Origin of the sequence: Pedobacter namyangjuensis (assembly GCF_003313325.1) — a bacterium.
Classification (GTDB): Bacteria; Bacteroidota; Bacteroidia; order Sphingobacteriales; family Sphingobacteriaceae; genus Pedobacter; species Pedobacter namyangjuensis.
Genome location: NZ_QMHQ01000004.1, coordinates 317,890 through 340,918, shown reverse-complemented (window position 1 = coordinate 340,918; position 23,029 = coordinate 317,890). Strand labels below are relative to the sequence as shown.

Below are 23,029 nucleotides of genomic sequence, written 5' to 3'. Positions count from 1 at the left end.
GTAGGAGCGAGCATGAAGAGTAGCGAATAAAGCGCATAACGGGACTAGCCTTTAAAAATAGAACTATCCCTGCTTTTCAACTAGAATTAAACTGTTAATATATCCTGTAGCTGTTTCAGCTCTTCAACTTTTTCGGTAGCACCCAGGTTTTCGTAAGCCGAAATCAGGTTTCTAATAACCCTACGGATAATTTCTGTATTGCTGCAAGGCGAGTAAAAACCAGGTTGTGGCTCTAAATTAAGCTGTCGTAAAAACTGATCCACGTCGTGCTTGCCAAAAATTGCGCCCTTGTTAAAAGCATTTATGTAAAATAGCACGCCATATTCTTTTTCGGCGTTGCTCTCATCTATGTAACCCAGAATAAAGTGCTGTGGTAGGTTTACGCCATAAACAGGTATATCTAACTTTTGGGCAAGTGTTGCGTAAATTATTGCCAGCGAAATTTGGTTGCCTTTTTTGCTTTCTAAAACTTGGTTTAAGTAAGAGTTTTGCGGGTCGTGGTGGTTTTTGGTATTGCCGTTAAAGCCAAATTGATTGTAAAAAATATGGTTAATGAGCTTTATTTTTTCGATGGAACTCATCTCATACTGCAAGCCTACCCAAATTTCTCGCTTAATTTCTTCAATTTGGAAAATAATGGCCTGCTCATCCAAATCTGGGTATTGGTAGCGATTAATAATTAAAGCGCCTTGTAAAAGATCAAATGCTCCACTTTGGTACCACAAGTTTAAATCTTCTTTTACATTATTAAATTGGATGGTATGCACAATGTTTTCTATACGCTCGTGCAAAACCGTATCTAAAGATTGCTCCCAAGCACTTTCGAGTTCAGAAATTGCTTCGTTTCCGTATTCTAACAGGCGTTCTTGCACATGTTGGTAGATTTCCTGATCAGGATCATCCAGTAATTTAACAAGAGCGCCAATTTCTTTAAGATTTTCCATTAAAATGCAAATTACAAATTTCTGTTTGCCTATTTTTGCAGCTATGGTTTTTAAATTTATTGCTGATTATCTCAAGCACCGCATTACTGCAAAAAGTAGACATGGCACACATTCGCCATTTGTTTATAAACTTACTGATGAGGTAATTTACGATTTTTCTGCTAAAAAAGAATACGAAGCAATTGAAGCGCAACGAAAAAAACTTTTAAATGACGATAAATTAATTACCGTTACCGACCTCGGGGCAGGTTCTCATTTGAATAAAAACAGAACTAAAAAGGTTAAGGAAATTGCAAAAAATGCCTTAAAAAAGCCGTCTTTAGCACAACTAATTTATCGCCTTGCCTTGGCGCAACAGCCTAAAAATATTATAGAATTGGGTACTTGTTTAGGCATAACTTCTGCCTATCTGTCTAAAGCGGTGCCCAACGCCAATGTACTAACCATAGAGGGTTGCCCAGAAACCGCTGCGGTTGCGTATCAGAATTTTAAGGACTTAGGTTTGCAGAATACAGAACTGCAAGTAGGTAATTTTAACGAACTTTTACCGAAAGCCATAGATGCCGCCGAACAATTGGATTTTGTTTATGTTGATGGGAACCACACCAAAGAAGCAACCTTAAATTATTTTAATTGGTGCTTGCCAAAGTTGCACGAAGGCTCGCTATTAATATTCGACGATATTTACTGGAGCGATGGCATGAAAGAAGCTTGGCGGGAAATTAAAAATCATCCTGAGGTTAGTGTTACGGTAGATTTATTTTGGATTGGCTTGGTTTATTTTAAGAAAGGGCAAGCAAAAGAGCATTTCAAGATTAAGTTTTAATTTTCCTCATTCTTTTACCAACAGTTAGCTCGTTTTTTGTAAAACAATGTTAGTGCTTGTCGCTTGCATCAGTCCTGCTTTACATTTCAATCTTTAGCCCTAAAATCCAATAAATTGGCTTTTGGCTAAAGGATTTCCATTTCAATCAGGTTTAAGAAATTCACTTTTTGCAAAAAAATCAACTAGTTCTGCTACATTAAAATTCTTTTCAATTTTTAAAATAAATTAACTGATTGTCAGTTATTTAACTTTTTAAAACTGCTTTTTAAATTATATAACTTAAAAAACAGTTGTAAAACTTAAAATTTAGTTATAGCTTTAGGTTATGGAAGAATTAACCAAAGCCGAAGAACGCATAATGCAGATTCTGTGGAAATTACAAACTGCGTTTGTTAAAGATATTATAGATGAGTTAGACGATGAGCCAAAACCGCCGTATAATACCATTTCATCTATAGTAAGGTTGTTGGCGAAAAAAGGTTACGTAAACTATAAAGCTTATGGTAAAACCTACGAGTATTTTCCGGCTATAAGCAAAGAGGAATACACCAAACTTACTTTTTCGAAAATCTTTTCTGGCTATTTTGATAGTTCGCCGGCTAGTCTTCTATCATTTATGGTAAAAGAAGAGAAGTTGAGCAAAAAGGATATAGAAGAGTTGCAGGCGTTAATTAACAAAAACAAATGATATGGAACTGTTCAACTACCTCTTAAAAGTTAGTGCTTGTACAGCGCTGTTCTATGCGTTTTACTTTTTGGTGCTTAGAAAGCTAACTTTCTTTAAAACTAATCGGTTTTATTTGTTGGCCACGCTGATACTAAGTTTTGTAATCCCGTCGTTGAGTTTTACAATAGAAAGAGAAGTTGCAGAAGGTCCTATAGCTTATGTACCAACCGAAACTTTTTTAGAGCCAACTTTAGTTGAACAACCTATAATTTCGGAAGCGGTAACTCTTGCACCGAAGATTGAGGAAAATTTTGATTGGTATGCGCTCTTGCCAAATCTCTATCTTGCTATTGTAGCTTGTTTGCTAGGTGTTGCCACTTGGCGATTGCTCCAATTATTTAGGCATACAAAAAGGAATTTTAACCAAATAAACGGTTTAAAGATTGTAACCAAATCAAGCGGATTTACTAATTGCTCTTTTTTTAACTATGTTTTTATAGACAACAAAAACATAAGCGATGCCGAGCTACAAGTATTGCTTAAGCATGAAGCTGTACACGCAAAACAATTGCATTCTGCAGATAAAATGTTTTTGATGTTGGCAAAGGCAATTCTCTGGTTTAACCCGATAATTTACTTGTACGACAAAGCTCTTGAACAAGCCCACGAGTATGAAGCTGACGAAGCAACTTCAGAAAGCTTCGGTACTGCGCAGTACGCCAATTTATTGCTAAAACTCGCTATTGCTAAAAGCGAAATGCCTTTGGTACACAACTTTGTAAAAAGCCCAATTAAGGCGAGAATAAAAATGCTATTTAATTCAAAATCAAAGAATATGAAAAAATTAATGTACTTGTTGGCTTTGCCAGTTGGGCTATGCTTACTATGGGGTTTTACTGTTGATGTGGTTGAGGTTAATTCTAAGCCTAAAAGTGAAGCATCAGTAATCGAACCTAGGTTGAAATTAAATTCGCATTTGTGGGGCAAAACCCTAAAAGGTAAAGTTAAAAGTGTTTTACAAACAGAGGTAGGTGAAGTACTAAATTTCAAGTATGGTGAAAATACTTTAGAAGTTTTTAATATGGCAAAAGGTAAGGTAAAACCAGGGGACGAAATACAAGTTGTCATAAGTGGAACTGTCGATAAGATAGAAGTAAAGGATTCAAATGGTAATATAATAAGGGAGCTTGAGAGACCAGTTTTCGGAATGTCAAAATTAGCAAAGCTTGATGGGAAGTTAATTTACGAAACTGATACTGAAGCGGGACTTAAAGCGCAGCAACTGGAATCGGAATCAATTGTTAGAGGACAAGTTGCTAAAAAACAAAATTTTAAAACAACCGATACCTTGATTGGAAAAACCTTTAAAGGAATAGTTATCGGTTTTAAAAAAACGGATAAGCTCGAAATTTTGAATTTTCAAGTTGGAAAAAATACCATACCATTGTCTGCATATAATTTTAAGGGAAAAGTTAAAGTCGGTGATGAAATTGAAGTAACTATCGGAGGTAGTGGTACACCGCCAGCTCCAATTGGGGATCCAAATCGTTTCAAAAATGTAACAGCTTTTTATATCCCATCTAAAGTATTAGGAACAAAAGGGAAACTTATATATGAAATACCGAGCTATGCTTTTCTTTACGAAGCAAACAAAGCTCGTTACGCTTGGTCTAAAATTAAAACATTAGATAAAAATAACGATGGTACGCTTAGGAGTATAGTTTTAAATGATAAAGGGTTTACCATTAACTTGAATGTGGCTAGCCAAAAATTTAAGACCAAAGACTTTAAAGTAGGCGATTCTGTTGTTGTTAAATTCTTTGGTGAAAAACTGATAGCAAAAAACACCTATTCAACTGATAAAATGATTGTACTTTACTCTTGGCCGAAGAAATATGAGTTAAAGAACAAAGCCTTATTCGATAGATTTTATTACGAAGATGGAAAACAGAAGGTTAAAGAATTATCTTCAAACAACTTTAGTAGACCTAAAAATGAAGAACAAATTAATTTGGCAGCAAAATCGATTAGTCCTAAGTTGCTCTCATCTACTAACGTGAGAGTTGATACGAAATCGAATATTGTTTATGTTAAGAATGGCGTAATGAAGATAGCTTCAAACGAATTGGAGGCTGACGAGATTGCTTGGGATAAAAAAAATGAGAAAATTACAGCGAAAAATGGAAAACTTAAGCTAGAAAAAGGTAGAACGGTAAGTGAGCAGTATATTATTTACGATTTGAAAAAAGATAGTTACGTTACAAATAAGACGCCGGAAAGTAATATTAAAACTAATTCAGCTGCCTATCAATTGTTATCGAAGTTAAAAATAGAAAACGATTCGCTTAAGGTTAACCGATTTATGGATAAAATGCTTCTGCTAAGTGGTAATGTTAAATTAAATGTAGACGGTTTCCTTGTTAAAGCAAAAGTTATTCAAGCTGATCAAAACTCAAATGTCCTAACTGCTCATATGGCTTCTTTAGTAACTAAAAATGGCATTAAAGTTAATGCAGATGTTGTAGAATTTGATTTGATTTCTAAAGATTACAAAGTTATTAAAGCGACCGGCGAGCAATACAATTGATTTACAATAATTTGGTTTCTTTCAAATTTTGTTTAGAAGGATATATTTTCTTTTATCATTAACAAAGATTGTCACGTCGTTACTCTCCTCGCAATGACGATATTTTTTTTTCTATCGGTTGGTGTCTCACCAACCGAATATTTTACTGCCCAGGCTGATAACTTCTTTCAGCATTCTTTAATACATCTTCCTTGTAAAACAATACATCCTTAAATTCGCCCTTGCTATACATTTCTGCTTGGTCGTTAAAGTGCTTAGATTTTGGATCGCCACTATTGCCGCCAGCTAAAATAGATTTTGCTTTAATTTTTGACCCAAATTCTACCGCACAAACAAAACTATTTCCACTAAAACCATAACGTCTGTTGGTTTTAAATTGATTACTTCGGTAAGAAGGCAGTTGTCCCCAAAGTGCAGAACCGAAAGCAACAGGCAAGCTTTCGGTTTCATCGTTATAAGTTTCGGTCATTGCACCGGTTAAACGTTGAAAGCGGTTTACTTCGCCCCAAGCAATTTGCCATTTTCCAAATCTCTTTGTTAAGTCCGCCAACGTTGCTTTTAACGGTTCTAACAAATCATTGGGTCGGGCGCTAGCCACAAAAGCTAGCGTATTTTCCACCTGATCTTTTTCTCCTGGATCTATGTATACTTTCTGAATGATTGGGTTGAGTCTCGGCGCCCATTCTAATGCTAAAGTGGTAGCTTCCGAAGTGCTACTGCCTTGGTAATCCCACGATTTTAATAAACTTACAGGAACTCTCAATTCAGCTTTTAATGGATCGCTTTGCGGAATTTGGTCGTAAGCTTTTAACAAAGCAGGAATCAGAACTTCGAAAGCAGGAAGATAAGTGTTATAGCCAGTAGCAATCACTTTATCCAAATTGTATTTTGCTGGTTGCGCTAATAATTTATTCGCTGCTATTCCTCTAAAGTTCTCGCCGTCTGGCGCCATGTAGCTTGGATAATTAGCTTTGATCGGACTGTTTTTGCCAGCCACACTAAATGGGGTAGAGTTACAGTTTTGTAGCCATCCGTTTGTAGGATTATATAAGTGCACCATATCTTCCACTTTGTGCAAACCCTTCCAAGCGGTTGCCGAAGAAGAACCATCAACAACATCGGCCCAATTGTATTTGGTATCTCTAATTGGTATAAAATTTCCGTGCCAATAGGCAATGTTACCTTTGGCATCTGCATAAACCGTATTATTCGAAGCATTTGCCTGCAAATCCATCGCTTTTTTATACTCATCAAAACTTTTCGCTTTTGTACGTACCCAGCTTTGAACTAAACTTTGCGTATTTCTATTTTTAGATTTTAGGCTAATCCACTTACCATCTCTGATAGCCATAATGGGACCTTTATTGGTAAAGTAGGTGGTAAAGGTTTTGCTTTTTAGCGTTTCTCCATCACGATAGTTAAACGTCATTTTCTTTACGACTACCGGAAACTTCTTTTTGTCGTACTCATAGAATAAACCTTTTTCCGTTTTGGTAATTTTCTCGGCGTACATATCTGCTATATCAACATTGTTAGAAGTATGCATCCAGCCTAAATGTTCGTTAAAGCCTTGATAAACAAAAAACTGCCCCCAAGTTACAGCCCCATAAGCATTTAATCCTTCTTCGCTTTGCATTTGTACTTCTGGTCTGAAATAAAAGGTTGTGTGCGGATTGATATATAAAATTGCATTCCCATTTTCTGTAATGCTCGGCGCAAAAGCAAATCCATTTGAGCCACTTTGCTGGTCTTTTAACACCGGCACGTAGGCTGTTGGTTGATGGTTGCCAGTATAGAAATTTTTAAGTTCTGCTATAGTTAGGTTTGCGGTGTTGATGGCGCCAATGCTTCCGTCTGTCCATAAAAGCGCATGCCAAGGTTTAAAACGAGTAAGTAGGGCAGGTTTAACCTGAGGATTTTTGTACAAGTAATAGTTTATGCCAGATGCATAGGCATCTAACAACTTTTTAAACGATGGCTGCAGTTTTGCATAATCGGCTTTTGCCTCGGCAGTGTCAATCAGCAATCTAATCTGTAAATCATTAAAAAGATCCTTTTCGCCATTTATTTCGGCTAATCGACCTAGCTTTTCAATGTAATTTAGCTCAACACGTTTAAAATCGTCTTCGCATTGTGCGTAAAGCAAGCCGAAAACAGCATCTGCATCCGTTTTGCCGTAAACATGCGGTATTCCCCACTTATCTCTAATTATGTTAACCTGTTTGGCCTGTTTTTCAAATGAAGCTATTTCGGTAGCAGTAAATTTTTGAGCGAAAACAGAAACAGGTAAAAGAAGTAAAAGAAATAAGTTTTTCATAAGCGATGTATGCCGTCATTTGAATAAGGATTGGCAACATGACTAAATTGTGAATTATTTTTTAGAGTAGCGAATAAATCTTTTTGAGGATTTGTGATTCAGTAAAGTGATAAATTCTTAATCTTTTGTAACTCAGCGTACAACGAAGAATCTATTCATTAGCGTTCCTTTTTGCCAGATTCTCCAAAGTCGGGATTACAACATTTAGGCTAGAAAGCCTCCGCCAAACTAATGTAGACACCATTTTGGCGTTTTTCATTAGGTTTTTTCTCCCCAACTCCATAGTCCAAGCGTACGCTTAAACCTTTAGCGGTATCAAAAAAGTATCTTCCGCCTACACCGTAGTTTGGTTTAAGGTCCTGCAAATTAAAATTGCTGTTGCCAAAAACCTTCCCGCTACCCGCAAAAGCGACAATACCAAATCTGTTCATAAAGCGATAACGGATTTCTGCCTGAGCAGCCAATAAATTTTCATCGCGGTATCGCCCAGTATAATAACCACGCATAATTTCATCATTACCCAATTGCGGCAAAAGGTAAAACGGTGTTTGCGTGCTCTGTACGGTGTGGTATAAGCCTTGCACCCCCAAAACAACTTTCGGTGCAATTGGCCAGAAATTACGAATGTTCACTTTAATTTGGCTACCCGTAAAATTATCTCCGCCAAAAATATTAGGCGCATATTGGTAGGTTACTCTTCCAAAAAAACCTTTAGTAGGGTAGTTGTTAGAGTTTCTAGTGTCGTAACTTTGAGAAACTCCCACAAAAGCCGTATGGCCACCACCTCTATCAAAAATTTTAGGTGATGTTTCGTAAATACCTCCTGCAACTTTATCTGTATAATGATAATGCTCAAAGCCTAAAGAAACTCCAGTGTAAGCGTTTTTTACAAATGCTTTTTCCGCATCAAATAACATTTTGAATTGCTGTTGCACTAATCGGTCTGCATCTAATTGAGCGGTATTATTTCCTAAGCCGTAGAAGTTAAAAGGCATTTTTCTAAACCTAACTTCGCCAATAAAATGATATTTGTTTCCTTTAGTCCAGGCATCGCCTTTTAGGGTTAAATTATAAGTTTTCTCGGTAGAGTAAGAAGCGGTTCCAGAGAAATTTGAACTCCTGTTTAATGTATCTTTTCTATCCATGTAAAACGAATAAAGTGCCCCCAAGCCAAATTCAAAGCCTGTTTCTTGTGCGTAACCTAAAACCGGAACAGGCATAAAGCTCGCTTTTCTGGTAGTGTCTTTCTCGTTAGATAGCATTCGCTTAATTAATTTCATTTGTGCCATGCTTTGTAGCGTAGTTGCACTTAAAATAAGTATAAGTAAGCCTGCTTTTTTCATGCTGCAAAGTAAACAAAATTAGCTGAGACTTGAATAGCGGTGGTTGGTTGTAAAATTGTAAAATCTTATTTGAGCGTATGATTACCATTATTGTGAGATTCTACTGAATGCCGTACAGATGGAGGGTTAAACGTTAATAGATGTAATGATTTTTAGCATTATTATAACGCAATTGAGTTGGTTATGACAGTACCGTTAAATTCTTATCGCTTTTTCAATTTCGCGGTTCTTGCGTTAACGATTGAAACGGCATCCCCCGATTTTTCTTCGGGGATATAGTGGAAAGCGTGTTAAAACGCCCAAATTCTATAAAATATTGGTTCAAGGTTGCCAATTGTTATTTTAAAAATCGACGTATGATATAAACTACTATGAACTAATTATTCAAATGAACCAATGAACTTTCGGATTGCATTCGAAATACGTACTTTTGCAGCCAAACATTAAAAATATAGAAATGAGTACTACAAGAGGACCGATATCGAAATTTATGGAGACTAACTATCTTCATTTTAATGCGGCTGCTATGATGGATGCTGCAAAAGGTTACGAAACCCATTTAGATGAAGGTGGAAAAATGATGATTACCCTTGCAGGTGCTATGAGTACTGCCGAATTGGGTATTTCTTTGGCTGAGATGATTAGACAGGATAAAGTTTCTATTATCTCTTGTACTGGTGCAAACTTAGAAGAGGATATTATGAATCTTGTGGCGCACTCTCATTATAAACGTGTGCCTAACTATCGTGATTTAAGTCCGCAGGACGAGTGGGATTTATTAGAAAACCACTATAACCGCGTTACCGATACATGTATTCCGGAAGAGGAAGCTTTTCGTCGTTTACAAAAACATATCCATAAGATTTGGAAAGATGCAGATACGGCAGGCGAACGTTATTTTCCGCATGAGTTTATGTACAAAATGTTGCTAAGTGGCGATTTGGAGCAATATTATGAAATTGATCCGAAAAACTCTTGGATGTTAGCAGCTGCGGAAAAGAATTTGCCAATAGTTGTTCCGGGATGGGAAGATTCTACAATGGGTAACATCTTTGCATCTTATGTAATGAAAAGCGAATTAAAAGCTACCACTATGAAAAGCGGTATCGAATATATGGGCTGGCTAGCGGATTGGTACATTGCCAATTCAGCAGGTAAAGGAATTGGTTTCTTTCAAATTGGTGGAGGTATTGCAGGCGATTTCCCAATCTGTGTTGTACCAATGCTTTATCAGGATATGGAAATGGAAAACATTCCGTTTTGGAGCTATTTCTGCCAAATTTCTGATTCGACTACCTCTTACGGATCTTACTCTGGCGCAGTGCCAAACGAGAAGATTACCTGGGGTAAATTAGATATTAATACGCCAAAATTCATTGTAGAATCTGATGCAACCATTGTTGCGCCATTGATTTTTGCTTGGATATTAAAAATGTAATTAACATACAAATTTGTTTTAAATCTATTAAGTTCAAGAGAATCAACAATTTTATAAATTGTTGGTTTTTTTTGCTTCTAGGGCTGAAAAACCAATAATTTAGAATGATTATAAATTGTATTTCACTGTCATTAATATGTCATTGGTAACTTAATAAATTTTACTTTTGTTGCATTCTTAAAGCATGGCTAAGGCCTAATCGGCGGAAAGAACAAAAATTTATTTCAATAAAAAGCATAAAACACTCATTATGAGGAATATCTCATTAATTTTTAAGAAAGCATGGAAGTCGGCATTTGTTATTGCCACTTTATCTTTTTTAATGGTAGCTGGGGCACAAGCGCAAGACGTAGCAGAAGGCAGAACTTTATTTAAAGGTAAATGTGCTTCTTGCCACGCACTTGATCATGATGCAACTGGTCCGGCATTAACGCCAAAAATGTCACTTGATGAAACTTATTTAGTTGCGTGGATAAAAAACAACGTAGCGTTAAGAGCATCAGGAAATGCGCAAGCAATTGAAGCTGCAAAATTTTCGGCTTCAGAAATGACAGCTTTCCCAACTTTAACAGATGAGCAAATTAAAAGCATCATCGCTTATGCTAAAGAAGGGGAGCCTAAAAAAGCAGCAGAAGTTGGAGCAGCTGTAGTAGATGAAGGTACTTCAAGTCTTTCAATCGCCGGTGTTATCGCAATCATTATTCTATCTATTGTTGTATTGGTTGTTTTAGGCCGTGCAGTAAAAATGTTAGAGCGCTTAATTCTGCAAAAACAAGGTATCGAGATTGTAGAAGAAGACAATGTATCTCTTGTTAGCGGTGTTAAAGGTCTGTTTAAAAACAAGAAATTTGTATTTTTCTCTGTACTATGTATGGTAGTGGTACTTGGTTCATTCGGTTGGATGGGTATGTGGGATACAGGTGTACACACAGGTTATCAGCCGGTACAGCCAATTAAATTCTCTCACGAGTTGCACGCAGGTATCAATCAAATCGATTGCCAGTATTGTCACTCTGGAGCATTTAAATCTAAAAACTCTACTATTCCTTCGCTTAACGTTTGTATGAACTGTCATAAAAACGTACAAGCTAGAACAGAAGATGGTCAGGTATCTCCAGAAATCCAAAAAATCTATAACGCTTTGGGTTACGATGTTGATAAGCAGACTTACGATAAAACAAAAGAAAAACCTGTTGAGTGGGTACGTGTACACAACTTGCCAGATTTCGCTTACTTTAACCACTCTCAGCACGTAGTTGTTGGCGAGGCGGCTATTCGTAAAGAAAAAGGTTTAAAACCAGAAGAGCCAGTTTGTTTCGCATGTCACGGTCCGGTTAATACAATGGAAGAAGTTTACCAATATTCTCCGTTAACCATGAAATGGTGTATTAACTGCCATAGAGATGCAGATATTTCTGACAAGAAAAATGATGCTTTCTATGCGAATGTAATAGCAGCGCATGAGAAAATTAAAAAAGGCGAAAAAGTTACTCCAGCCATGTTAGGTGGTTTAGAGTGCGGTAAGTGCCATTATTAATTAATAGAGTTTAGTAAAAGAACGTTCGATAAACAGTAATATAGCTTAAATGGAAAGCAATAAAAAATACTGGAAAGGCTTAGAGGAGTACAACAGCACTCCCGATTTTGTTGAAAACAACAAAAACGAATTTGCAGAGCCACTTCCAATAGAAGATGTTTTAAGTGAAGCAGGTTTAAGTACCGTTACCCCACGCCGTGACTTTTTAAAGGCATTAGGTTTTGGATTAGGAGCAGTTACTTTAGCCGCTTGTCAGAAAGCACCTGTACACAAATCAATTCCTTACTTAGTTCGTCCAGAAGAGGTTGTTCCAGGTATCCCTAACTTTTATACTTCTACCTTTAATGGTAATAGTGTATTGGTTAAAACAGTAGTTGGTCGCCCGATTAAAATTGAGGCTAACCCAAATGCAGGTGTATTTAACAATGGTACAGATGCTCAAGCACAAGCTTCGGTTTTAGATCTTTATGATGTTTCTAAGTTAAAATCTCCTTTACTTAAAAAGGAAGAAACAACTTGGACTGAGTTAGATGCATTTGTAAAAGGAGAATTAAATAAAGTACAAGCGTCTGGTAAAAAGATCCGCATTGTATCGTCTAGTTTAAATAGCCCTTCTGCAAAAGCAGTGGTGGCAGATTTTACAGCAAAATATCCAACCACCAAAAATGTACAGTATGATGCAGTTTCATACACTGGTATTATTAAAGCTAACGGAAATAGTTTCGGTAAAGCAGTGGTACCTAAGTACAATTTTGATAAAGCAGACTTAATTGTAAGTTTCGCGGCTGATTTCTTGGGAACTTGGATTAGCGGTGAGGAATTTACATCTCAGTATGTATCTAATAGAAACTACAAATCTTTAGAAAAAGGTAAAATGTCTCGCCACTTCCAATTTGAAGCTGGCATGAGCTTAACTGGAACTAACGCAGATACTCGTATTACGGTAAAATTATCTGAAGAAGGTCCGGCTTTAATTACCTTATATAACGAACTTACCGGTAACAATTTGCCAGGTGGTACTTTGGGTAACAACACAACTGCTGCTAAAGCTTTAAAATTAGTAGCTAAAGAATTATTGCAGAACAAAGGTAAGGCCTTGGTAGTTGCAGGTTCTAATGATGTTGCTACACAAACTTTAGTAAACGCTATAAACGTTGCCATCGGTAGTTACGGTACTACAATTGATTTAGACAACCCGAACAAACGTTACGAAGGTAACGATCAAGAGTTTGCTGAATTAATTAACGAAATTAACAGAAACGAAGTTGGTGCAATTTTCTTCTTAAACAGTAATCCTGTTTACGATTCGGTTAATGGTAAAGCATTTGCTGAAGCATTAGCTAAAGTGCCAACAAAAATTTCATTCTCTGATAGAGTAGATGAAACATCTGATAACTGTGATGCCGTTGCAATTACACCAAACTATTTAGAATCTTGGGGTGATGCAAATACTTACGAAGGATATTATTCAATCGTACAGCCAACCATCAATCCAGTTTTCAACTCTCGTCAAGCAGAACAAAGTTTATTAATCTGGTCTGATAATGCCGTACAAGATTACTATCAGTACGTGCGTAACAACTGGGAGAAAAACATTTTACCAACGGTTGGTAAAACTTGGAACGAAGTATTGCAATTAGGTGTAGTAACTGCAACAGCAAAAACTGCAGGTGCGTATACTTTCGGTTTATCTTTAGGCGATGTAGCTTCGGCTATTGTCAATGGTAGCAAAGCATTTGCGAAAGCTAACGGTAAAGATGCTCTAGAATTACAAGTTTACGAAAGCATTCCGATGCGTGATGGTAAACATGCAAACAACGCATTCTTACAAGAGTTACCAGATCCAGTTTCTAAAGTGACTTGGGATAACTACATCGCCCTTGCGCCAAAACAAGTTAGTAACTTAGGCTTGAAAGAGTTTGATATCTTAACGGTAAAAGGTGAGAACGGTTATAGTATCGAGTTGCCAATTTTGGTTCAGCCAGGTCAAGCAATGGGTACAGCATCTATCGCTTTAGGTTATGGACGTACGAAAGTTGGTAAAGCAGGTGATAACGTAGGTAAAAATGCGTTCCCTTTTGTAACTGTAAGCAACGGTACTTTAAAATATGCTACAACAGTTACTGTTTCGGCAACTGGTGGTAGAGAAGAGTTAGCACAAACGCAAACTCACTATTCTTTCGAAGGTAGAAATATCATTCGCGAAACAACTTTAAAAGATTACTTAAAAGATCCTGCTGCAGGTTCTGGTAACCACCATAAACATAAAGTTTATGATTTGTGGACTACCGATAAGCATGAAATGGTAGGTAACAACTGGGTAATGGCAATCGATTTGAATGCTTGTACTGGTTGTGGATCTTGTATCGTAGCTTGTAACGTAGAAAATAACATTCCGGTAGTAGGTAAAGACGAAGTAAGAAAGCGTCGTGAAATGCACTGGTTACGTATCGATCGCTACTATAGCTACAACCAAGAGCCAGGAGCACATGCAGAGGCTGGCCATGGCGGTCACGAAGCTAGTAGCATAAACGCGGTAACTAAAGAGAAAGAAATTGCGCACTTGGAAGAGAACCAAATGAACAATGTATCTGTAGTTCACCAACCAATGATGTGTCAACACTGTGACCACGCACCTTGTGAAACAGTTTGTCCGGTATTGGCAACAGTACACTCATCAGATGGTTTAAACCACATGGCTTACAACCGTTGCGTTGGTACACGTTACTGTGCAAATAACTGTCCATACAAAGTTCGTCGTTTCAACTGGTTTAACTACTGGAATGATTCACGTTTCGATAACTACTTAAATAACGAGTTTACTCAATTAGTACTAAACCCTGATGTTACTACACGTTCTCGTGGTGTAATGGAGAAATGTTCTATGTGTATCCAACGTATTCAAGCTGGTAAATTAACTGCCAAATTAGAGAAACGTCCATTAAAAGATGGCGATATTAAAATGGCTTGTCAACAAGCTTGTTCTGCAAATGCAATCATCTTCGGTGATAAAAACGATCCAAACTCGGAGGTTTCAAAAGCATTGCGTAGCGAGCGTACCTACTACGTTTTAGAAGAAATCAACGTAGAACCAGGTATCGGTTACATGACAAAAATTAGAAATATAGATTCAGAAACTAAAGAAGTACACGCGTAAGCGCATACTTAGCAATATAAATTATGTCAGGACATAACGAATCAATTTTAAGAGAACCATTAATTACCGGTAAAGACATTACGTATGCGCAAATTACGGATGAGATTTTACTACCGGTAGAAAACAAGCCAAACAAAGCTTGGTGGATCGGATTTATCGTAGCACTTTGTGGTGCTACACTTTGGATAGTTTCTGTAGGTTACACGTTCTGGTTTGGTATCGGAGCTTGGGGCTTAAACAAAACAGTTGGATGGGCTTGGGATATCACCGGTTTCGTATGGTGGGTAGGTATTGGTCACGCTGGAACACTGATTTCGGCAGTATTATTACTCTTCCGTCAGAATTGGCGTAACTCTATTAACCGTTCCGCAGAGGCGATGACAATTTTCGCCGTAATTTGTGCAGCAACGTATGTTGTTTCTCACATGGGGCGTCCTTGGTTAGCTTATTGGGTATTACCTCTACCAAATCAATTTGGTTCACTTTGGGTAAACTTTAACTCTCCATTAGTTTGGGATATGTTTGCAATCTCTACTTATTTCTCTGTATCATTATTATTTTGGTACACAGGTTTATTACCAGATATTGCAACAATTAGAGATAGAGCAGCAGGTATGCGTAAAAAAGTTTATACGGTTCTTTCTTTCGGATGGAACGGTAACGTAAAAACTTGGCAACGTTTCGAGGCGGTATCATTAATTTTAGCAGGTATCTCTACACCACTTGTACTTTCTGTACACACCATTGTATCAATGGACTTTGCAACTTCGGTAATTCCGGGATGGCATACCACGATCTTTCCTCCGTACTTCGTTGCTGGAGCAATTTTCTCAGGCTTCGCGATGGTATTAACCTTATTATTGGTTGTACGTAAGGTATTGGGTCTGGAAAACTACATCACTATGTTCCACATCGAATCGATGAATAAGATTATTATCTTAACAGGATCAATTGTAGGTGTGGCTTATTTAACTGAGTTCTTCATCGCTTGGTATTCGGGTTCTGAATATGAGCAATATGCTTTCATTAACCGTGCTACCGGACCTTACTGGTGGGCATATTGGATGATGATGACTTGTAACGTAATTTCTCCTCAACTGTTATGGTTTAAGAAAATTCGTACAAGCATTGCAGCCACTTGGATTTTGTCAATCGTAGTAAACATCGGTATGTGGTTTGAGCGTTTCGTAATTATCGTTACCTCGTTACACCGCGATTATTTACCATCAAGTTGGACAATGTTTACACCATCATGGGTTGACGTTGGTGTGTTTGTAGGCTCTATCGGTGTATTCTTTACCTTATTCTTATTATTCTTAAGAGTGTTGCCATCAATCGCGATAGCAGAGGTTAAATTATTATTGAAAGGTGCTAGTGAGCAAGCTAAATTAGAATTGATCAAAGAAGGTCACTTGGATAAAGAACAAGTTGCAGAATATGTAGAGTCTTTAGAAAAGTTTGATAGTGTTAAACAAGAAGAATACGCAAAAATATAACAATGAGTAATATCAAATATATTTTAGGCAGTTTTGGCGATCCTGACGAAATGATGCATGGCATCGAAAAGTTACAGGAGAACAACATCAAAATACATGATGTTTATACGCCTATGCCTATCCACGGCATCGAAGCAAAATTAGGGGTTAAAAGATCTAGGTTAGACATAGCAGCGTTCTTTTTCGGTATCACCGGAACAATTACCATGTTAACAGGTGTTTACTTAGCTACTGCGGTAGACTGGCCAGTAAACATTGGTGGTAAAACCCACTTTGCTTTACCAGATTTTATTCCAATTACATTCGAGTTAACGATTTTGTTTTGTGCTTTTGGTCTAGTAGGATCTTACTACGCATCAACCCACCTTTTCCCAGGAAGAGCGCCAAGGGTGATGGATCTTAGAGCTACAGATGATCGTTTTATCATTGCAGTTGATGCGAAGGAAAATACAGATCACACTAAAATTGACGAACTATTAAAAGGTGCGGGCGCTTTAGAAGTTAAGCATAATGAAAGGAAGTATATTAGCTATGAATAAGAAATCTATAGTTTACGCAGCATTTTTAATGCTAACAGCTGTAGTTATGCTTTCAGCTTGTAGAGACAAAAGAAGTACTGGTTTAGAGTACGCAAGAAATATGTATGATCCAATTGCTTACAATCAAGATCAGCCAAACAAAAATTTTGCGAACGGTGCAACTGCACAAACTCCACCAGCAAATACAGACCCGATTGGTTTTGTAAAATACGAATATGCTAACACTAAAGAAGGTTACGAAGCTTCTGCAGCATTAGTTAACCCATTACAGTTAACAGAGAAAAACCTAGTGGAAGGTAAACACTTTTACACCGTGTTTTGTGCACCTTGCCACGGCGAAAAAGGAGATGGTCAAGGCCATATCGTTAAACTAGATAAAGGTATCTCTGGTGTTCCAGCTTATCACGGCGCAGATGCTGTATCATCTAGAGGTGGTGCAATGGCAACTATGCCTGCTGGTAAAATTTATCACACAATTGTGTACGGTTTAAATGCAATGGGATCTCACGCATCGCAACTTACGCCAGACGAAAGATGGAAAGTGGTAATGTATGTTCAACAATTACAAAAAGTACAATAAGAAAACAGATATAAATGGGAACTCATCATTATAATTTAAGTGAACAATTTGAGTTTACAGGGAAGGCAAAAACTTTAAGTATTGTAGGTATCGTTTTAGGTATCGGTGCAATTGCTTACGGTTTCTTTAGTGGCGCTCAAGAGCGTACTTTTGCTAACTTGTTACTAATGGCATACTATTTCGCATGTGTATGTATGTCTGGGGCTTTCTTTTTAGCCGTTCAATATGTAGCACAAGCAGGTTGGTCTGCTTCTATTTTACGTGTACCACAAGCAATGGCCAGAGTATTGCCAATTGCGGTTGTAATCTTATTGGTTGTAATCGGTTTAGGTTTATTTACACATAATTTATATCACCATTGGGCTGATCCAGAGTTATTGGTAGAGAACGGACCAAAATATGATAAATTAATTGCAGGTAAATCTGCATTCTTGAATATCCCATTTTTTATGGGTCGCCAAGTAGTATTTTTAGGTATTTACAGCTTCTTCGCAGTTAAATTTGGCCAATGGTCTTATAACGAAGATTTGCAAGGTGGTTTAAATTACTATCGTAAGAGCTTTAAAAACGCTTGTATATTCTTAGTAATTTATGGCTTTACTACACCAATTTTTGCTTTCGATACAATTATGTCGTTAGAAGCACACTGGTTCTCAACTATGTTTGGTTGGTATAACTTTGCTGCAATGTGGGTAAGTTGTTTAGCGGCTATTGCTGTGATCATTATTCTATTGAGAAGAGCTGGTTACATGAGCTGGGTTAACAATAGCCATTTACATAACCTTGGACAGTTTATATTCGGTTTCTCTATCTTTTGGACATATGTATGGTTCGCTCAATTTTTGCTAATCTACTATGCTAACATGTCTGAGGAAACTGTTTATTTCTACAAACGTTTTAACGGTTACGAGTTCTGGTTCTACTTGAACTTAGTACTTAACTTCCTTACCCCATTATTATTGTTAATGGACAGAGACAACAAGAGAAGTGAAACTATTTTGTTAACCGTATCAATAGTAGTATTGTGTGGCCATTGGGTTGATTACTACCAAATGATTATGCCAGGTATTTTTGAGTTTGGCACTAAAAGCGGTAGCGGATTTGGTATTATCGAAATAGGTACTGCATTAGGTTTCGTAGGTTTGTTTACCTTTGCAGTATTAAGCGCACTAAGTAAAAAACCTTTGGTTGCTAAAAACCACCCGTTTTTACAAGAAAGTTTAAATCATCATTTGTAGGATAGATTCTAACACATATAAATTAATAGAAAAGTACATCGTACTATTTTAAGAAAATGAGTTTAAAAAAATTAATAAGTAATAAAACAACGGCGGCTTTAGCAGTAATTCTTACTGTTTTTGCAAATACTAGTGCGTTTGCTCAAGAAGCAGCCGCTGCCGCTTCAGCTAAGCCTGTAGATATGGGTGCGATTTACAAAACGACTTTATTCTATGTATTGTTGTTCTTGTTGTTGTGTTTGTTTATCGCAATAGTTGGAAAAGCGTTAAAGGTTTACGAGCTAACACGCGAAACAGAGGGTAAACCTGAAGGCATTAACTGGAATACTGTAAACGGTGTATTATTCGCAGCCTTTTTGGTTGTAGGTATATATGGTGTTTACTGGGAATATACAGTTCATGGGGAGATGATTTTGCCAGAAGCTGCATCTGAGCATGGTAAGAAAATTGACCAGATGTTTAACATCACGTTGATACTTACTACCATAGTGTTTATTGTAACGCACATTGTTTTAATGTGTTTTGCTTATTTCTACAAAAGTAATGGTAAAAGAAAAGCATACTATTATCCACACAACAATGCTTTAGAGCGTATTTGGACTGTAATTCCAGCTTTAGTTTTAACGGTTTTAGTACTTTATGGTTTTTTAACTTGGAGATCTATTTTTTATAAAATTGAAGATCCTAACAACAAGCCTATCAGTATAGAAGTAACTTCTTCTCAGTTCCAATGGGATATTCGTTATCCAGGAGCGGATGGTGTTGTAGGTAAGAAAAATTATAAATTGATTACTTCTATCAATGCTTTAGGTATCGACTTTACAGATAAAAATACTTTAGATGACCAGGTAGCTGATGAAATTGTGTTGCCTGTTAACAAACCAGTTCGTTTTACTTTAACAAGTAAGGATATTTTGCACAGTTTTTATATGCCTCACTTTAGAGTGCAATTAAATACCGTACCGGGTATGACTTCTTACTTCGAGTTTACACCAACAATTACCACAGAGGAAATGAAGGTGAAGACTAACGATCCGAAGTTTAACTATTTATTACTATGTGCTAAAATTTGTGGTACTAACCACTATAACATGCAGAAGCTAGTTAGGGTTGTGTCTCAAGCAGAATATGATGAGTGGATAGCTAAACAAACTACTTATTTAACAAACGATTTAAGAAAAGAGTTTAAGTTACCTGTAATTGCCGAACCTACCACTGCAGCTCCCGCTGTAGCTGATACTACTGCAAAAGATACTGTAGCACAAACTAACCAAATAGCATTAAAAAAATAATAATACTGGAAAACCCTTATTATGTCAACTATATCACTACAAGATACACACCACCACGATAACCATGACGATCACTCACATGGTCATCACCATGAGACGTTCTTAACTAAGTATATTTTTAGTCAAGATCATAAAATGATTGCCAAGCAGTTTTTAATAACTGGTATTATTATGGCAGTTATTGCGATGGTACTATCAATTTTGTTCAGGTTACAATTAGCTTGGCCTGATCAAAGTTTCCCACTTTTAGAAACATTTTTAGGTAAATGGGCTGAAGGCGGAAGAATAAGACCCGATTTTTATCTAGCGCTAGTTACCATACATGGTACTATAATGGTATTCTTTGTATTAACAGCAGGTTTAAGTGGTACTTTTAGTAACTTACTTATTCCTTTACAAATTGGAGCTAGAGATATGGCATCGCCATTCTTAAACATGCTTTCGTACTGGTTCTTCTTTACGGCATGTGTTATCATGATGGGTTCATTCTTTGTACAAACTGGTCCTGCAAGTGCTGGTTGGACAATTTATCCTCCGCTATCATCTATTCCAAAAGCTATTCCTGGTTCGGGTTTAGGTATGACGTTGTGGTTGGTAAGTATGGTGCTTTTTGTTGCTTCATCATTAATGGGTGGTATCAACTATGTTAGTACAGTTTTAAACATGCGTACAAAAGGTATGGACCTTTGGAAAATGCCTTTAACTATATGGGCATTCTTCTTAACTGCAATTTTGGGTATTTTATCATTCCCAGTATTAGTTGCTGGTGTGGTACTTTTGGTTTTCGACCGTAGCGCAGGTACAAGTTTTTATTTGTCTGATATTGTTATCGGAACAGAGATTTTACCTAATGAAGGTGGTTCTCCGATTTTATGGCAACACTTATTCTGGTTCTTAGGTCACCCAGAGGTATATATTGTAATTATGCCAGCTTTAGGTATTTCATCAGAGGTTATTTCGGTAAACTCTAGAAAACCAATTTTCGGTTACCATGCGATGATCTATTCTTTGATTGGTATTACAATTTTATCATTTATTGTATGGGGTCACCATATGTTTGTAACTGGTATGAATCCGCTATTAGGTGGTGTATTCATGATCACTACTTTAATTATTGCGGTACCATCAGCAGTAAAAACATTTAACTATTTAGCTACACTTTGGAGAGGTAATATCAGATTTACACCAGCAATGTTATTTGCTATTGGTTTGGTTTCATTCTTTATCTCAGGTGGTTTAACAGGTATTTTCTTAGGTAATGCATCTTTAGATATTAACTTACATGATACTTATTTTGTTGTTGCCCACTTCCACTTGGTAATGGGTTCTGCAGCTATTTTTGGTATGTTGGCTGGTGTTTATCACTGGTTCCCTAAAATGTTTGGTAAAATGATGAGTGCTAAACTAGGATATTTGCACTTTTGGCTTACGTTCATCTGTGCCTACTTAGTATTCTTCCCTCTTCACTTTTTAGGGTTAGATGGTGTGCCTCGCCGTTACTATGCATTTACCGAGTTTGAGTTTATGCAAAAATGGTTAACCGTTAACGTATTTGTAACATGGGCTGCAATCATTGCCGCATTAGCGCAAGTAGCATTCTTATGGAACTTCTTCTACTCAATTTTTAGAGGTAAAAAAGCTCCTCAAAATCCTTGGGAAGCAAATACTTTAGAGTGGACTACTCCGGTTGAGCATTTGCACGGAAACTGGCCAGGAGAAATTCCTACAGTTCACCGTTGGCCATATGATTATAGCAAACCAGGTGCTGAACATGATTTCATTCCTCAAACCGTTCCTTTCTCTGAAACGATGAGCTCTAACTTACCTCATGACTTTGAAGGAAACACTGAAGCAGAAGAAATCCAAAAAGCATGGGATGTTAAAAACAAACCTGTTCAAGACGCAGAATAGCAGATATTATTCTGTTTAAGAATATGAAATAAGGTGTCTGCTGAAGTTAACTTACTTTCAACAGATACCTTATTTTTTTAAGCGACTATCATCCATGAATACTAAATCTGAAAATAGATTTATTAGAATAAATTTCATTGCCATTGTTGTAACGCTACTGGTTATTTTAGCTGGTGGTATTGTTCGCAGCACTGGTTCTGGAATGGGTTGTCCTGATTGGCCTAAATGTTTCGATCAGTATATTCCACCTACGGATGTTTCGCAATTGCCTGCCGACTACAAAGAGAAATATGTAGAGGGCAGATTAAAAAAGAACGAGAAGTTTGCCAAATACTTGGAAAGTATGGGCAAAGCCGAATTGGCAGATAAGATTAGAAAAGATCAGTCTATTACCGTTCCGGAAGAATTTAATCCTGCTAAAACCTGGGTAGAATATATTAATCGTTTAGCGGGTGCAATCTTAGGCATCTTTTTATTACTCACGGTAGTATTTTCATTTGCTTTTAAAAAAACCGCAAAGCGAATTATCATCTTAAGCATACTTAACATTTTCGTTGTTGGTTATCAAGCTTGGTTAGGTTCTATTGTAGTTTCTACCAATTTAACGCAATGGGTGGTTACTGTTCACATGTTGCTAGCACTTGTTATTTTGACGATACTAATCTATACTTACAATTATGCAAAACAACTGCATAAAGATAGAAGCGTAATTATGTATCGCATTGCTTGGCTGAAAGGATTTTTAGGCTTTACGATTATTGTTACAATTTTACAGATTGTATTGGGTACAGAAGTTAGAGAAGCAATAGATTCTATCGCTAAGTCATTAGAATTTAATAATAGAGAAACTTGGGTTGGTAAAGTAGGCGATATGTTCTCTTACCACAGAGATTTAGCTATTTTTGTGGGCGTTTGTAATTTTGTAGTTTATAAGATGGTGATAGATAGGTTTAGTGGAAAGGCTTGGCCGTTAACAACAGCTAATTATATCATGATTACGCTATTGGTTCAGATAGCCTCGGGCTTCTTACTGTCATATTTAGCACTTCCACCTTACGCTCAAGCCATCCATATTCTGTTTTCTTGCTTGTTATTTAGCTTGCAATATTACTTGTATTTACTAGTGTATCGCACTGCAACTTATAAACCAAATTAAT

The 23,029-nt window shown here is 36.9% G+C and carries 16 protein-coding genes; 13 read left to right on the top strand and 3 right to left on the bottom strand.

Annotation, left to right across the window (positions count from 1 at the left end; genetic code table 11):
* Positions 1–86: 86 nt before the first annotated feature.
* On the bottom strand, positions 87–944 hold the full coding sequence (locus tag DUT69_RS17215) for a transglutaminase-like domain-containing protein (protein WP_113654495.1): 858 nt from the start codon (positions 942–944) through the stop codon (positions 87–89).
* Positions 945–948: 4 nt separating this feature from the next.
* On the opposite strand from DUT69_RS17215, the gene DUT69_RS17210 reads away from it, so the two are divergent.
* The 3 genes from DUT69_RS17210 (at position 949) to DUT69_RS17200 (ending at position 5,024) form a co-directional block, all read left to right on the top strand.
* Complete coding sequence (locus DUT69_RS17210; protein ID WP_240186750.1) at positions 949–1,770, top strand: O-methyltransferase; 822 nt, start codon at positions 949–951, stop codon at positions 1,768–1,770.
* Positions 1,771–2,095: 325 nt separating this feature from the next.
* Complete coding sequence (locus DUT69_RS17205) at positions 2,096–2,458, top strand: BlaI/MecI/CopY family transcriptional regulator (RefSeq protein WP_113654494.1); 363 nt, start codon at positions 2,096–2,098, stop codon at positions 2,456–2,458.
* 1 nt (position 2,459) lies between these two features.
* A complete protein-coding gene (locus DUT69_RS17200) occupies positions 2,460–5,024 on the top strand; it encodes a M56 family metallopeptidase (RefSeq protein WP_113654493.1) in 2,565 nt (854 codons plus the stop codon).
* Between the two features lie 142 nt (positions 5,025–5,166).
* Here DUT69_RS17200 and DUT69_RS17195 read toward each other — a convergent pair whose 3' ends face one another.
* Positions 5,167–7,341 (bottom strand): penicillin acylase family protein, encoded by a 2,175-nt coding sequence (locus tag DUT69_RS17195; protein ID WP_113654492.1) that lies wholly within the window; start codon positions 7,339–7,341, stop codon positions 5,167–5,169.
* 209 nt (positions 7,342–7,550) lie between these two features.
* A complete protein-coding gene (locus DUT69_RS17190; protein ID WP_113654491.1) occupies positions 7,551–8,684 on the bottom strand; it encodes a BamA/TamA family outer membrane protein in 1,134 nt (377 codons plus the stop codon).
* Between the two features lie 457 nt (positions 8,685–9,141).
* Here DUT69_RS17190 and DUT69_RS17185 point away from each other — a divergent pair, with 457 nt between their 5' ends.
* The 10 genes from DUT69_RS17185 to DUT69_RS17140 all read left to right on the top strand — a co-directional run bounded on the left by DUT69_RS17185 (position 9,142) and on the right by DUT69_RS17140 (position 23,028).
* A complete protein-coding gene (locus DUT69_RS17185; protein WP_113654490.1) occupies positions 9,142–10,122 on the top strand; it encodes a deoxyhypusine synthase family protein in 981 nt (326 codons plus the stop codon).
* A 250-nt stretch (positions 10,123–10,372) separates the two neighbouring features.
* Complete coding sequence (locus tag DUT69_RS17180; protein ID WP_113654489.1) at positions 10,373–11,659, top strand: c-type cytochrome; 1,287 nt, start codon at positions 10,373–10,375, stop codon at positions 11,657–11,659.
* Positions 11,660–11,708: 49 nt separating this feature from the next.
* Complete coding sequence (locus DUT69_RS17175; RefSeq protein WP_113654488.1) at positions 11,709–14,816, top strand: TAT-variant-translocated molybdopterin oxidoreductase; 3,108 nt, start codon at positions 11,709–11,711, stop codon at positions 14,814–14,816.
* Positions 14,817–14,839: 23 nt separating this feature from the next.
* Positions 14,840–16,312, top strand: a complete 1,473-nt coding sequence (gene nrfD, locus DUT69_RS17170; protein WP_113654487.1) for an NrfD/PsrC family molybdoenzyme membrane anchor subunit — start codon at positions 14,840–14,842, stop codon at positions 16,310–16,312.
* A gap of 2 nt (positions 16,313–16,314) precedes the next feature.
* Positions 16,315–16,851 carry a DUF3341 domain-containing protein gene (locus tag DUT69_RS17165; RefSeq protein WP_113654486.1) on the top strand — a complete coding sequence of 179 codons (537 nt, stop codon included), beginning with the start codon at positions 16,315–16,317 and terminating at the stop codon, positions 16,849–16,851.
* On the top strand, positions 16,823–17,431 hold the full coding sequence (locus DUT69_RS17160; protein WP_113654485.1) for a c-type cytochrome: 609 nt from the start codon (positions 16,823–16,825) through the stop codon (positions 17,429–17,431). The genes DUT69_RS17165 and DUT69_RS17160 overlap by 29 nt, the downstream gene beginning before the upstream one ends.
* A gap of 14 nt (positions 17,432–17,445) precedes the next feature.
* Positions 17,446–18,669, top strand: coding sequence for a quinol:cytochrome C oxidoreductase (locus tag DUT69_RS17155; RefSeq protein ID WP_113654484.1), 1,224 nt, complete (start codon positions 17,446–17,448; stop codon positions 18,667–18,669).
* Between the two features lie 56 nt (positions 18,670–18,725).
* Positions 18,726–19,961, top strand: coding sequence for a cytochrome c oxidase subunit II (locus DUT69_RS17150; protein WP_113654483.1), 1,236 nt, complete (start codon positions 18,726–18,728; stop codon positions 19,959–19,961).
* A 21-nt stretch (positions 19,962–19,982) separates the two neighbouring features.
* Entirely contained in the window at positions 19,983–21,872 is a 1,890-nt protein-coding gene (locus tag DUT69_RS17145) for a cytochrome c oxidase subunit I (RefSeq protein WP_205314297.1), read from the top strand.
* A gap of 94 nt (positions 21,873–21,966) precedes the next feature.
* Entirely contained in the window at positions 21,967–23,028 is a 1,062-nt protein-coding gene (locus tag DUT69_RS17140) for a COX15/CtaA family protein (RefSeq protein WP_113654481.1), read from the top strand.
* The last annotated feature ends 1 nt before the right edge of the window (position 23,029 follow it).